The 11,930-nt window shown below is 59.3% G+C and carries 12 protein-coding genes and 1 pseudogene; 2 read left to right on the forward strand and 11 right to left on the reverse strand.

Going from position 1 to position 11,930, the window contains the following annotated elements; genetic code table 11:
* Positions 1–10: 10 nt before the first annotated feature.
* Positions 11–832, reverse strand: a complete 822-nt coding sequence (locus ACVIIW_RS32525) for a helix-turn-helix domain-containing protein (RefSeq protein WP_456704434.1) — start codon at positions 830–832, stop codon at positions 11–13.
* A gap of 607 nt (positions 833–1,439) precedes the next feature.
* Between ACVIIW_RS32525 and ACVIIW_RS32530 the strand changes: the two genes are divergently transcribed.
* Positions 1,440–1,613, forward strand: coding sequence for a hypothetical protein (locus tag ACVIIW_RS32530; RefSeq protein ID WP_456704435.1), 174 nt, complete (start codon positions 1,440–1,442; stop codon positions 1,611–1,613).
* A gap of 426 nt (positions 1,614–2,039) precedes the next feature.
* Here the strand turns inward: ACVIIW_RS32530 and ACVIIW_RS32535 are convergent, their stop codons facing one another.
* The 3 genes and pseudogenes from ACVIIW_RS32535 to ACVIIW_RS32545 form a co-directional block, all read right to left on the reverse strand.
* Positions 2,040–2,900 carry an outer membrane protein gene (locus tag ACVIIW_RS32535; protein ID WP_456704436.1) on the reverse strand — a complete coding sequence of 287 codons (861 nt, stop codon included), beginning with the start codon at positions 2,898–2,900 and terminating at the stop codon, positions 2,040–2,042.
* 239 nt (positions 2,901–3,139) lie between these two features.
* Positions 3,140–3,353, reverse strand: a pseudogene (locus ACVIIW_RS32540) (transposase domain-containing protein); the annotation flags it as partial.
* Positions 3,354–3,564: 211 nt separating this feature from the next.
* The gene (locus tag ACVIIW_RS32545; protein ID WP_456704437.1) at positions 3,565–4,455 is read right to left on the reverse strand and encodes a hypothetical protein; all 891 of its coding nucleotides are present in this window, start codon (positions 4,453–4,455) and stop codon (positions 3,565–3,567) included.
* A gap of 405 nt (positions 4,456–4,860) precedes the next feature.
* On the opposite strand from ACVIIW_RS32545, the gene ACVIIW_RS32550 reads away from it, so the two are divergent.
* On the forward strand, positions 4,861–5,802 hold the full coding sequence (locus ACVIIW_RS32550; protein ID WP_456704438.1) for a hypothetical protein: 942 nt from the start codon (positions 4,861–4,863) through the stop codon (positions 5,800–5,802).
* A 64-nt stretch (positions 5,803–5,866) separates the two neighbouring features.
* Here the strand turns inward: ACVIIW_RS32550 and ACVIIW_RS32555 are convergent, their stop codons facing one another.
* From ACVIIW_RS32555 to ACVIIW_RS32585, 7 genes are all read right to left on the reverse strand, one after another.
* Positions 5,867–6,403, reverse strand: coding sequence for a tetratricopeptide repeat protein (locus tag ACVIIW_RS32555; protein ID WP_456704439.1), 537 nt, complete (start codon positions 6,401–6,403; stop codon positions 5,867–5,869).
* Between the two features lie 80 nt (positions 6,404–6,483).
* Positions 6,484–6,891, reverse strand: coding sequence for a hypothetical protein (locus tag ACVIIW_RS32560; protein ID WP_456704440.1), 408 nt, complete (start codon positions 6,889–6,891; stop codon positions 6,484–6,486).
* A gap of 11 nt (positions 6,892–6,902) precedes the next feature.
* Entirely contained in the window at positions 6,903–8,522 is a 1,620-nt protein-coding gene (locus tag ACVIIW_RS32565; RefSeq protein WP_456704441.1) for a type II and III secretion system protein family protein, read from the reverse strand.
* Positions 8,523–8,933: 411 nt separating this feature from the next.
* Positions 8,934–9,341 carry a TadE family protein gene (locus tag ACVIIW_RS32570; RefSeq protein ID WP_456704442.1) on the reverse strand — a complete coding sequence of 136 codons (408 nt, stop codon included), beginning with the start codon at positions 9,339–9,341 and terminating at the stop codon, positions 8,934–8,936.
* Positions 9,341–10,741: a pilus assembly protein TadG-related protein gene (locus ACVIIW_RS32575; RefSeq protein ID WP_456704443.1), complete on the reverse strand. Its 1,401-nt coding sequence runs from the start codon at positions 10,739–10,741 to the stop codon at positions 9,341–9,343. Before ACVIIW_RS32575 ends, ACVIIW_RS32570 begins: the two co-directional genes overlap by 1 nt.
* Before the next feature lie 9 nt (positions 10,742–10,750).
* Positions 10,751–11,284, reverse strand: a complete 534-nt coding sequence (locus ACVIIW_RS32580) for a hypothetical protein (protein WP_456704444.1) — start codon at positions 11,282–11,284, stop codon at positions 10,751–10,753.
* Between the two features lie 6 nt (positions 11,285–11,290).
* Positions 11,291–11,890 (reverse strand): methyltransferase family protein, encoded by a 600-nt coding sequence (locus ACVIIW_RS32585; protein WP_456704445.1) that lies wholly within the window; start codon positions 11,888–11,890, stop codon positions 11,291–11,293.
* Positions 11,891–11,930: the final 40 nt, after the last annotated feature.

Raw genomic sequence — 11,930 nt, forward strand, 5'->3', positions numbered from 1 at the left:
GACAAGTGCGCTAGCACATGGCTGCGGCCATCTGCCTGAGGCGCTCGGCAGTGCGCTCGTCCGCAGGAAAGAACGTCTCCAGCGCCAGCTCCGACAAGGTGATGTCGACGGGCGTGCCGAACACCATGGTGGTGGAGAAGAAGCTTAGTATTTCCCCGTCCTGGCGCAGCTTGAAGGGGATCGCGACATTGTCGCCCGACAGCGGCCCCGCGCGCGCCGGAATCGGATAGCTCTTCAGGTCGTGGTAGAGCTTGATCAATTCAGGATCGGCCGTCGCCTCGCATTGCCGGTGCAAACGCTCGAGCAGATGCGCGCACCACTCCGCAAGATTGACCGTCCGCGGTGCCAGTGCTTCGGGGTGAAAGGCGAGCCGCAGCACGTTGACGGGCTGGCCGAGCAGCCGTTCCGGAATGCCTGCGAGCAGCGGAGCCACCATGCGGTTGGCGGAGACCAGGTTCCAGTGCCGGTCATAGGCCAGCGCCGGATTGGGCTCATGGGCCTTGAGGACGAGGTCGATCGCTTGCCGGGCTGACTTCAAGGCGGGATCCTCCAGCGTGCGCTGCGGAAAGGCCGGCGCGTAGCCGGCGGCAACCAGCAGCACATTGCGTTCGCGCAAGGGCACATCCAGACGCTCGGCGAGCCGCAGCACCATCTCGCGCGAGGGCGCGGCGCGGCCGGTCTCGACGAAGCTGAGATGGCGCGCCGATATCTCGGCCTCGCCCGCGAGATCGAGCTGGCTCATGCGGCGGCGCTGCCGCCACTCGCGCAAATGGTCGCCGATATGGGCCGGCTGGCTGGGTTCGGCTCGTGCCGCGGATGCATGTGCGTTCATGGTCGAAAACCTACCACGCACATTTCGCCCCATCCATTACCCCCGAGGTAATGGATGTGCACTTGGCCGATTGCAATCACGGCTTCAAAACATCCCGGCGGCAGTCGCTGCCGATCTTTCCGGAACAGCATCATCAGGCTTCCGGCAAGCGCGTGAAGAGCCATTTTCCCGCAAGCGCCCTGCCTTTCGAGGTACCTCGGCCTGGGAGGTCAAAACAGGCGGTGGCCTGCCTCTTTTGAACAGTCATTCCTTCTCGATTGCAGGCGTAAACTGCTTGTGCGAACCAAGCTTTGATCGGATAGCTCTGGCTCGCGAGCCGCGGCGGCCCTGCCGGGCTCCTGCGAGACGGGAGGCGCGTCATTCGGAGCTCGCGAGCGGAATTGGAGCTCTCGCTGAAGGCTCTCTCTGCCGGTCGAGCCAAAGCTCGGGGTCGGCAAGGCTGACAGCGGACCTACACACGCAGCTACTTCTTCCGTCGCTGTCGCGGCGGCGCCCCACGTCTACGCGGTACGCGCACCCGGTAGTTCGCTGCGGCCATTGCACGGTCATTATCTTGGAAGATCTGCTGCGGGATTAATTGAGGCGACCGATTTCGGACGGAGGGCCCATGAGCGTTAAAGCGGTAATGGCGACGATCCTCCAGAACGAGCTCGCATTGCGTGGCGTGCATTCGTTGACGCCATCTGACTACGAGGAAATCGTGGAGCTGTTGATCGAGCAGCTCAGAGAACTGGAAGTTGGCTTGGCAGCGCGAGCACTACCCGACAAGCACGAGCTGTAGTGCCCGTTCCCAAATCTGGAAGCGCGAGGCGCCTCTCACCGAGACAGTGATGAACAGGTCCTCCTCGATCAAAGACGAATTTGCGATTGGTTGTCGCGTGGAGATAAAGTCCTCAGCGGGGCCGCGCCTGAGCGGCAAGACCGGGACTGTGATTGGTATTGGCTATCATCCAGAAAGTCTCCGGATCCTCTTGGACGGGTCGAAATCACCGATTACTCTTCACTTCACGTATCTAGTGGTCGTGAACAAGTGATCTGGCACGCCGGACTTTCGACGCGTCTCAAGCGTCGCGGGCCAGGACCAGCCACCCAAAGAGCGGGGCGCTCAGACGCGAATATCGAGCGCGTATTGCTGGCGCTGCCGAGCCTTTGCACTCCCGCTCGCACAGCTAGAGCGCCACGACAAGGCTCTTAAGTATGCAGAGGGTCAGTATCTGGCAACGACGGGGCCACCAAACTTGTAGGCTATTCCTATCGTTGCGATGTGAGAAGTGAGTTTCAAATCCGTCGCTACCGTTACGATTGAAACGCCGGGGGACACCAGCGGCAGCGAATTGCTCCACGTTCCGAAGTCCGAGTAACGATACTCAGCACGAAGCATCCAGTTTTCAAAGATTTTCGCGTCGATGCCGACGCCGGCCGTCCAGCCCAATCGGGTTGTGCTGTTCGTGACCGTCGCGAAAACTGGGATGGCAGTCGGTCCGCAAACGGGATCAGTTAGGCTAGTTTGGCAGGTTGCGGAGTTGGAGAAGTTCTGGAACGCGATACCGCCGGTCCCATAGAGCAAAACGTTGGGAGTTATCAGATATCCGAGCCGGCCCCGCAAATCCGCATCCCATCTAGCTTTTACACTCGATACATCGGCTCCGGGTCCGGGGACACCCAAAATGCAACTGAACGTGCAGCCGGGCACTCCAACAGTCTGGACCGCACTGTCAAAATAGGCTGCATCGAGAATAATACCTGCAACCCACTGAGGCGCGAACTGATAGTCATATCCGGCAAAGCCCCCATAGCGACCACCTGAGGGGCTAAAGCGTCGAGGCGAACTACCGTCTACGGTTGGTGGAGGAATTACAAAGCCCGGTGCAACAACGCCAATCGACGTAGTCGCCCAATTGGCGTTGGTCTGCTCGCCGCCGAGCGAGGCCCCAACATAAAAGCCCGTCCAAGTCGAAACGATTGCTTGGGGCACTTTATACTGAGGGGCTTTCACAGCCATGTCGGCAGCGGATGCGCCCATTGCGCTGGCCGCCAGGACAGATAATGCCAAAGCAAGTCTTTTCATAAAAGCCTCCAAACCTCGCCGCATGACACAAGGCACTCGCCGAGGCACCCACCAAAGCATAAGCAAGTTCGTCGCGCGCGGATGTAACGTTCAAGCCACAGTCAAAACCTTTCGGTGGCGTCACATCGCCTTCTGCCCCCTTTCATCCGCCGATTGGGCGGGAGCCAAAGCACCGGTGTTCTCGGGCCAGGTTCTTTTGGTCACCCGAACGGGCAAATCGGCGATCTGCTGCCATAGGCCTATCCCGCGACGGTCCTTGTGATGACCTCGGCGAGGTAGGCGTGCGGTTCGATGCCGAGGAGTTGTGCAGGTCTCGATCAGCGAGGCGATGACTGCCCAATGCTCGCCGCCGCCATCGGAGCCCGCCAAGAGCGCGTTTACGGTTCAGGCGATTGGCCGGATCGCGCGCCCGACGACGTTGGAGTCGATCTCGACGCAGCCGTCGTGGAGGAAGCCGGGTCAGGCACCCCGGCCGGTACCGATCAGACCGATCACAGTCTCGACGTCAGCGCCTCGGCCCGCTCCCGCTTTAACCTCAAGCCGGCGCGTCGGCGGCCTCACTCGCCATAAGCGGATGGTCCATCGTAGAGACAACACGATCTCCAGTTCAGAGGCCGCCACAGTCGCCGATCGCAACCGTCAGGAACAGTTCTCAAGATACGGCTTACGAGCCAAATGATCGGGCCCAGAGTCGACGAAGGGTCGCGTCTGATCCTCGTTCGATTGTATCAACCGCTTGCATTGCAAATTCCCTTACCGCGCGGAAAACCAGCAATGCCCTGTCATACCACCACCCCTTTCTTTCGAAGAGAAATCTGGATTCTTCTCTCGTAAGATGAAGTATCTTCTCGTTGACAAAAACTTTGTGCCGACTTTGCGGGACGCCATTCCGTTCAACAGGAACGATTTCGGCATCATATACCAGGCCATGCATCTCTGCGAAGATCATCGCTTCGATGACCAATATATCGATACAAAATTTCTTGTATTTATCATCGCGCTCAAGTCTCTTGACTTGCGGATGATATTTTCTACTCGCAAGCCATGCATAGACAGCTTTCGAATCAAACAGGAAAATAGCCGCAGCTTCTATGCCCTCTTTATCCTTTGCTGCAAGCGCGAGCGCTTGCTGACGGCGGAGACCATTCTCGATGAGTGTTTCCGCGATGCCCAGAGGGGAATAGCTCCGCTCGCCTTTGCGAACAAGGTTGCTCTCGTAGAACTTACAAAAGTCCGATGCTGAGATGTTTTCTATTCTCGCTTGTTGTAGCGTGGCTCGGTATCTAGCCCTTCCGTCCTTTGAAATGGTCTTCATCACATTGTCTTTGGCTTGCGCATACGCAACCCGCTCGTAAACTTGTCCGCTGCTGGGTGATCGGATGTACTTGGGCATCTTGATACATTCAAACCCAGCTTTGATGAGCGCATCGCGGATGATGCCTGAATCATCATCTAGGATAAATTGGCAATGAGCCATCGATCTAGGAAGCTGCTCTATAATGTCGGTTACCGCATCTCGTTTCTCTTCATCGCTTATGCCTTTATCGAGAAACACAAATGAGCTCAGGCGCCTCCATTCATTTAAACTCGTCACCTTTGAAAATAGACCCATTATCTTTCTTTGGCGGTACGGAAAGACACATACTAGCCTGCCCGCTTTGTTAAATGCTTTAGCTGCACGGTGCCCCTTCCTGTACACGATGTCGACGAACCAAGGCTGAGAAAAGACCGATATCACGCGAACCCTCATAACCCGCAGGTTTCGGTTGTTGACCGCCGCGATTTGCCCGTCGGGCCTGGCGACCGATTTCACACTAGTAGCGAGTAAGGCAAGAAGGTGAGGACGCAAAAGGCTTACCCAAATGGATGCCCTTCGATCGGTCAGTTATGTCGATCGCACGCTTCGGCCGCGGAGGTCTGTCCCGCAGTTTCCCGTGTGAACTCTGACCCGAGGCGAGAGTTGCCTGATCCTGACTTTGCCTTTACTCTGTCGGTGAACTCGATTGGTGGATCGATCAGCACCGAGACGCTCCTGAAGAAATTTGAATCGCGGTCAGTTGACCGAAACACAGATCTCATCGCCCCTCACGATGAGACAGGCCCGGGAGTTCTACCAACGACTTCCCCGCCTGCTGATCCCCGTATGCCCGCTGGAAGCAATGACAGTCGTCCGGCTGTGGCAGGGACCGAAGCATTCGCACATCATGGTGACTATGAGGATGGTGACTATGGGGTCATTTCGGATGCCTCTGATTTCTTGAACCCCAAATTCGGCTCCGGGCTGCGGGACGCATCTCAAGCCTCCAATATCCTGAGCAGGCTGGCGCAGCGGATGCGGCAAGCCACCGGCACCTGGCGCCGCCATCTCCAGCAGGGCCAGCCACCGGAAGCGACCGGGCGCTCGGGCGCGAATATCGAGCGCGTATTGCTGGCGCTGCTGAGCCTGCTCGCAATCGTGAGTTGCGCCGGCGCGACAGCCGCCCTCGTGCAACTCAAATCCGTGAAATCCGAACTAGCCGCCCTGCATCGCGAACTGCCTCCGCTCAGGGAGCGCGTAGCCAGGCTGGACCAGATCGAAAAGAGCAAGGAAGCATCCGACAAGGCGAGCGACCAAAACATTCAGTCGTCGCGAGAACGTCGCACTGAAGAGGTTCCCCTTCTCTTCTCTCGGGAAGAGATTCAGCTCATTCGCGACTACATCAAGCCGGCTCCCGTTGCCGGTTCTTCCGCGGCAGCCATCAGCCTCGGCGATCCCGTCACCGGGCCGACGATCCCGTTCCCGTCTCCTATTACGGAAAAACTGCCCAAATTGATCGGCACGACGTTTGCGATCAGAAACGGCGCGATCATCATCCTCAAAAAGGACAGTCGTCGGGCTGACGCCGTGCTTGGAGCGAACTAGGACTCGATCTCAATCGCCTCCCGTCGCCCTATGGGCAATCGCGCACGGTCGCAATCAAGACTGATCAAGGCTGGTTATTCGGCGGCCTTTCGATGAACCTGCGGCTGCCGTTCAGCAACTCGAGGTTATTGGCAATGACCGGATTGCCAGGATCCAGCGAATAAGCCTTCTCAAACTTGCGCCGCGCCGCGCTTAGATTGCCGCGCAGCATGTACGAGTATCCTTGATCGTTCAGAATTTGTACAGTTTCGCCTCCCAGCCGGATCGCCTGGGCATAGGCCTGATCAGCCAAATCGAAGCGGCGCAACTTGTCATAGCTCGCTGCGAGCCCAATCCAGCCCGTCAAATCCTTCGGCGATTTCTCGACGGCGTCCTTGAAGTAGCGCTGGGAAAGCCCGTAGCTGCCGCGGTTGTAGTGCTCCAGCCCCAGCCGGACGGGTTCGTCCGATGGGTAATATTTGACATCGGTCGGCTCCTGCACCGGGTCCCCGCCCGGCGGATCCACGGGAGCCACGATTGCAGCGTCCCTCAATGTTTGCTCGCAGCCCGCAAGGACTGTCCCCAACAAGCAACAGCTCAATATCAAGATGATGCGCCGCATAACCCTTGTCCCCGCCCGGCTCCGCGGACGCATTGAAATATCATCGTTGAACTATCCAAAGCGAAGGCTCTTTGGCCTCTTTACCTGCTTCCTACTCCGCTGACTCCGCCGACCGGCACCGATACTCCGGCGTTCGATCCAGGCGGCAATCCGTCGATGTTGACATTCTGGGTAATCGGAGGCTGCTGACCCATCAGTTTCGTCGCAGGCGAGATGTCAGGAAGCTGATCCACCGGCTGTTGCGTTTTGCCATAGCGCGTGACGGCAGCGCCCACCCGCCGGGCGTCGTATGCAATCCTGCGATCACTCACGTATCGCGGCCAGGGATTGATGGTGTGGGTAACGGCATTCACCTGCTTGGCATCGCCGGCGGTCATGGTGATGGTATCTGAACGCTGGAAATAGCGGTCCATCTCATCATTGCCGGCAAGGCCGTAACATCCGCCGAGCAGGAGAGGTGCGAACAGAGCCAGATATCTCATGGTCATCTCTCGCTCCGTCAGTTGAGAGTCTTGACGACCGGCTGGTCGGTCACAACGGCGGCCGGCGCCGGAACAGGCGCTCGGACTTCAGGCGCGATGATATGGCCGTACGGACCCTTCACGTCGCCACCGGAATTGACGTAATCGTTGTACCGCTTGCGGACTTCCATCTGGCCATTGAGGAAGAAATCGACGTCGTTGGCCGGCAGGCGGGAGTCGAGCGGAGATGCCAGTTGCTGCCCCGGTGCCGCCGGCGCGACCAGGCGCGGCGTCACGATGATGACCAGATCGGTTTCCTGCTGCTGGTACGACTTGCTGCTGAACAAGCTTCCGATCACCGGGACCGAGCCGATCCAGGGCAATTGCGAAACGTCCTGCCGATTGCGGGTCTGGAGCAGGCCGGCGATCGCAAAGCTCTGCCCGTCGCGCAGCTCGACCGTGGTCCGCGCATCGCGGCGGGTCAACGCCGGAATGACCGTCCCGGCAATCTGCACCGCATTGGAGAAATCGAGCTCGCTGACCGACGGCTCGACCCGAAGGTTGATCACGCCGCGCGACAACACGGTAGGAACGAAAGCCAGCTCGACGCCGAATTTCTTGAATTCGATGGTCACCGTGGGAACCAATCCGGCGGTCCCCGCGGTAGAAGCCACCGGCACCGGGAATTCACCGCCGGCCAGGAAGCGAGCGGAATCGCCGGACAACGTGGTCAAGTTCGGCTCCGCCAGGCGGCGAGCCAATCCTTTGGTTTCCAGCGCCGAGATCAGCAAATCCACCGAGCCGCCGTTGGAAGTTCGAACGATGCTGGTCAACAAGCTTCCGAATGGCGTGGGTGCCAGACCACCTGCGGTGCCGACGAGCGTCCCGATCGTTCCGAGGACCGGAAGGCTGCCCGACGCCGGAGGCGAACCGATCGGCTGTCGGCCCGCGGCGGTCACGGCGCCCAGCCCGGTATTCCCCACATTGGTGCCATTGGCATTCGCCGCATAAAGGTTGACGCCCAGGTCGCGCCCGGCGTCCCTGTTCACCTCGAGAAAGCGTACCTCCAGCATCACCTGCTGCGGCGCAGCGACGCTCATCGCATTGACGACGACTCCGCCTTTGGCAACGGTGCTGGTGGCGATCGCCATCGCCCGCTCGGCCGAGACCGCGTCGGTTGCAGTTCCGCTGAGCACCACCTGCCCCTCGGAGGCCGAGACGCGAACGCCCTGCATGCCGGTGCTGGAGCGGATGTTCTGCTGGAGATTGCCGGTATCGATCACGACCTCGACGTCGAGGATCCCGATCTGCTTCATCGAAGAGTCAAATAATATGACGTTTGTGGTACCGGTCTGCTTGCCCTGGACATAGATCATGTGGTCGCTCAGCGACTTGACGTCGACGATGTCAGGCGAGCCCGCGACAATCGTTGCAAAAGGCGTGTCGACCTTGAAGGTACGCGACTTGTTGACGGTGACCTTGACCCGCTGAACGTCGTTCATGTCGCTGACGAAGACGCCGCTGGAGGACGACGTCCGCCGCTCTGCAGCCGCCGCGCGGTCAATTGAATCAAGTGGAATAAGCGCCGGGCCAAGAGCCATCGCGCTCAAGGCGAGGAGCCTCGCTCCTGCCCTTTTCGAAATGCGACCGCCACCCATTCCGATTCCCCCTCACCGCAATCCACGGCCTGTCCCGTAGACCTACGTGCTCAGCGTCCCAACAACTCTCCTTCCGCGCACCACACCGAAGAGCTTACGTCGGTCCCACTACAAATCCGTTACTTCGGAATTTCTCTGGTTGGGCACAACTTAACCCCGCAATACAGTTCACCGATTCAACCGGCGCGAATGAAGTTCTAGATCATTTCCTGCGCGCAGCGCCCTTGCAAGGCGAGACCCTCGCCACCTTGTCGCAGCGCCCGCGAAAGTTTCTTAATGTTGCCAGCGAGCACCACTCTTCGGCCTGACGGGAAATATCTTGCAGCATAAAGTGCACCCCAGCGGTCCCCGCCCTTGGCGAGGTCTGCCGATGACCGGAATTTGGGCAAGGCGAATACTAGGACTAGGTTCCTAGAACGGAATCGTTGTGGAGGCGCTCGGCGCGTTCAATGCCGTGCCCCAGATCGGCATCAGCATGGAGAAGCTCGGTACAGATGCCGTCACCGTAAGGACGCTGGCTCCCGTACTCGTGTTCAGCGTCGGCGAGAGACCGCCGAGCATTGGGGCGACGGCTTTTTTGGCCGTCAGAGACGGTAGGGGATCACCGCTACAGGTCGGCGTCGTCTTGGTCATTGCGCTGTTGACGAAGCAATCGTTGATCATCCAAGTCCGCGCACCAGCATTCGCGAGCGCCCGCAATGACTGCATGGTGATTGCGTAACGGCCGAGATCGAAGATGGCGAACATCAATGTAAAAAGTGGCACGGCGACGAGGCAGAATTCGAACGCCGCCATGCCGCGCTGATCGAGCTTTCTCATCACTGCACCAACTGGACATATTGACTTTGCGGCAGCTTCGTTTGCGACGGGCACCCCGTGGTGTCAAAAGTGGCATTGCCGTTGAACGAGACCGACTTGGCGATCAACTGGCCGCACGCGCCGCCTGTGGTGCCCACGGCGATAGTCGGGTTGCCTTGAAACGTCACGTCTGCGTTCGGCGCGTAGATGTTTCCCGTGAGGTTGATGTTGCTGTTTCCACCGAACTGCACCGCCGTCGCTGATGCATCATACATCGACATGTATTGGAATTTGTCGGCATAAGCCTGCAGGGAAGGAGGAAGCGACGAGGAGCTAGGAGCAGTTGCCGGCGCCTGGAGCGTGAGTAACGCGCCTCCCTTCATGGAAATTGAGGCTCCGGGCAGCAGGATGAAGATCACTCCTGTACACGGACTTGTGCAGGACATTTGGGAGCCGCCCTTGAGGGTCAGGGTACCGGATATGAAGTACACCGAGACCCCCGCAGCAAACGGCGGAGCGTCATTACCCTTCGTCGAGACATTGAGATTCGTGCACGGGGTGGCGGCGGTGTAAGGGACGAGAATCTGGCCAGCTGGAGAAGTTGGAGGTTTGCAAGTCGCTGCGTTCGTTGAAAGACCGCATGTGGCATTGGCGGGCGGGTTCGCTCCGCACATCGTGGTCAGGGCGCCATCGAGAGCCGAGAAGGGATCGGTAGTCGGCGTCGGCAAATACTTGAGCGCCTTGTCACAGAACGATGCGGCACCCGTGCAGCCGCCCACGGTCGACAGCGAGCCCACATTCATGGTCATCCCGCCGCCGGTGAAGTTGATTGCATTCGCCGCCGTATCGTTCGAGGCCATCCCGCAATTCGGGGCATTGATGTTCGGGCTGCCTTGGAAACTGATGGAGCCTGCCAATGTCAGGACGCAGGGCGGAGCCAGCACGGTCTTGACTGCGGCCACAGCGGTCGCGCCGATGTTGACGGTGGACAGACCAAGGATTTGTGCGAGGTATGCCGGCTGCTGCTGGGTGGCGGTGGCCTGAACGTAAGTTCCGGCCGTCCCGTTCCATGACGTGAGCGGAGTAATCGTGACGGTCTGCGAGACTCCTGTCGGAAGGCTAGTGGCACACTGGGAGCCCGGATAAGAGGTGCCGCCCGAGTTGCAGAACGAGTTCTGTGCCGCGGCTTGCTTGCCGCGATAGTCCACTGTTTGCGTAACCGCGCAGGGTGCGTTGTTGATGCACAATTGCTGCATGGCGCCCGAAACGGCCGCCGCATCGGCGGCATTCTGCGCGTGCTGATGGGTGACGTACCACGATCCCGCCTCGCCCCCGAGTGCGACCACGCCTATCAACGGAATCAGGGCGATAACGGTTGCGAAGGCGGCGGCGCCGCGACGAGAGCGAAGCAAGCCACGCATGGACCACTCCTATTGAAACCGTTCGGCGTAAGCCAGAGTGTAAGTGCAGGGATCGGCGTTGGTACTCTGGCAGATCCAGGCTTTTGACACGATGGGAGCTACGGTAACCGTCGTCGAGTAGGTGTAGTACTTGGGCGAACCAGAGTTGGTTGTGGAGCAGGCGGCCATGGTGTCGCTGCAGACGACCTGGAGATTGTTAATCGGATAACCCGACACCGAGGTCGGAAGCGCCGACTTCCAGCTTGCCCAGGAGGTCACATCCTGCGGCGGGTTGTACTGGATCTTCTGCCCGAAGGCGCGCACGGCCTCCCATGCGGCCACAAACCGAAAGCCAGCAGCCGCAAGATCGGCAAGCGGCATGAATAGAAACGACACCATGAAGACGTAGACGATGATCGTCTCAAACGCGACGGCGCCGCGTCGATCCGCGATGAAAGACTTTCGGGGGCTCCCGCGCCCGTCCCGACGGACACTTACCGCTTCCGCACGCCGACTCCTTGCACGAGCAAATTGAACGATGTCCATGACAATCTGGCCACGCATAGCCGCTCACCAAACATAAGGGACCAGTCTCCAACGCGACGCTTCGTAACTGGAATACTCCGGGCAAGTGCGCCGAAGCAGGTCTTCCTCGTAGAGAATTCGACAGACCTGGACGCCGATATGCAGGACCAGCACGATCGCCGTGAGCGGTGTCAGATATTGCAGCACCGCGCCCACGATCACGATCTCTTCCGCAAAATAAAGCGGATGCTTGATCCAGCGATAAGGACCGGTTTGCACGACTGAACGCGCCTGCGGCACCAGGCTGAACGACCGGCCAAGGTGTCGGATGGTGACAAGCATCATCATCATGCCGATCAGCACGCAAGCGGTGGACAGGAGGTTCGGCAGCGCCTGATCGGTCTTGCCGAAGAGGGAGATCGTCCACGGCAGATAGGAGCCGAGAAATGCGGCCACTCTCGGCATCAGTCCATGCGCATGCGCCTTTGCCGGCGACCTGCTCATGACCAACACGGCCAGGAGAATGTAGAAAATGGCAAGGCAGAAACTCGACAGAAGCGATGGCCAGGGATCGGCGAACGACCCAATTCTGATGGCGACGCAAACTCCCAACAACAAGAACCACATGCTGCCGAGCAGCTGCATGATCCACTCGTAAGACCGGCCTTTCGACAGGACCATCGTG

The sequence above is a fragment of the Bradyrhizobium sp. USDA 4449 genome (assembly GCF_054056275.1).

What these genes read in the sequence shown, in the direction of transcription:
- ACVIIW_RS32580 (WP_456704444.1), bottom strand. Translation starts at nt 11,284, where the DNA reads ATGCGTGGCCAGATTGTCATGGACATCGTTCAATTTGCTCGTGCAAGG.
- ACVIIW_RS32530 (WP_456704435.1), top strand. Translation starts at nt 1,440, where the DNA reads ATGAGCGTTAAAGCGGTAATGGCGACGATCCTCCAGAACGAGCTCGCA.
- ACVIIW_RS32555 (WP_456704439.1), bottom strand. Translation starts at nt 6,403, where the DNA reads ATGCGGCGCATCATCTTGATATTGAGCTGTTGCTTGTTGGGGACAGTC.
- ACVIIW_RS32585 (WP_456704445.1), bottom strand. Translation starts at nt 11,890, where the DNA reads ATGCAGCTGCTCGGCAGCATGTGGTTCTTGTTGTTGGGAGTTTGCGTC.
- ACVIIW_RS32570 (WP_456704442.1), bottom strand. Translation starts at nt 9,341, where the DNA reads ATGAGAAAGCTCGATCAGCGCGGCATGGCGGCGTTCGAATTCTGCCTC.
- ACVIIW_RS32535 (WP_456704436.1), bottom strand. Translation starts at nt 2,900, where the DNA reads ATGAAAAGACTTGCTTTGGCATTATCTGTCCTGGCGGCCAGCGCAATG.
- ACVIIW_RS32560 (WP_456704440.1), bottom strand. Translation starts at nt 6,891, where the DNA reads ATGACCATGAGATATCTGGCTCTGTTCGCACCTCTCCTGCTCGGCGGA.
- ACVIIW_RS32575 (WP_456704443.1), bottom strand. Translation starts at nt 10,741, where the DNA reads ATGCGTGGCTTGCTTCGCTCTCGTCGCGGCGCCGCCGCCTTCGCAACC.
- ACVIIW_RS32565 (WP_456704441.1), bottom strand. Translation starts at nt 8,522, where the DNA reads ATGGGTGGCGGTCGCATTTCGAAAAGGGCAGGAGCGAGGCTCCTCGCC.
- ACVIIW_RS32525 (WP_456704434.1), bottom strand. Translation starts at nt 832, where the DNA reads ATGAACGCACATGCATCCGCGGCACGAGCCGAACCCAGCCAGCCGGCC.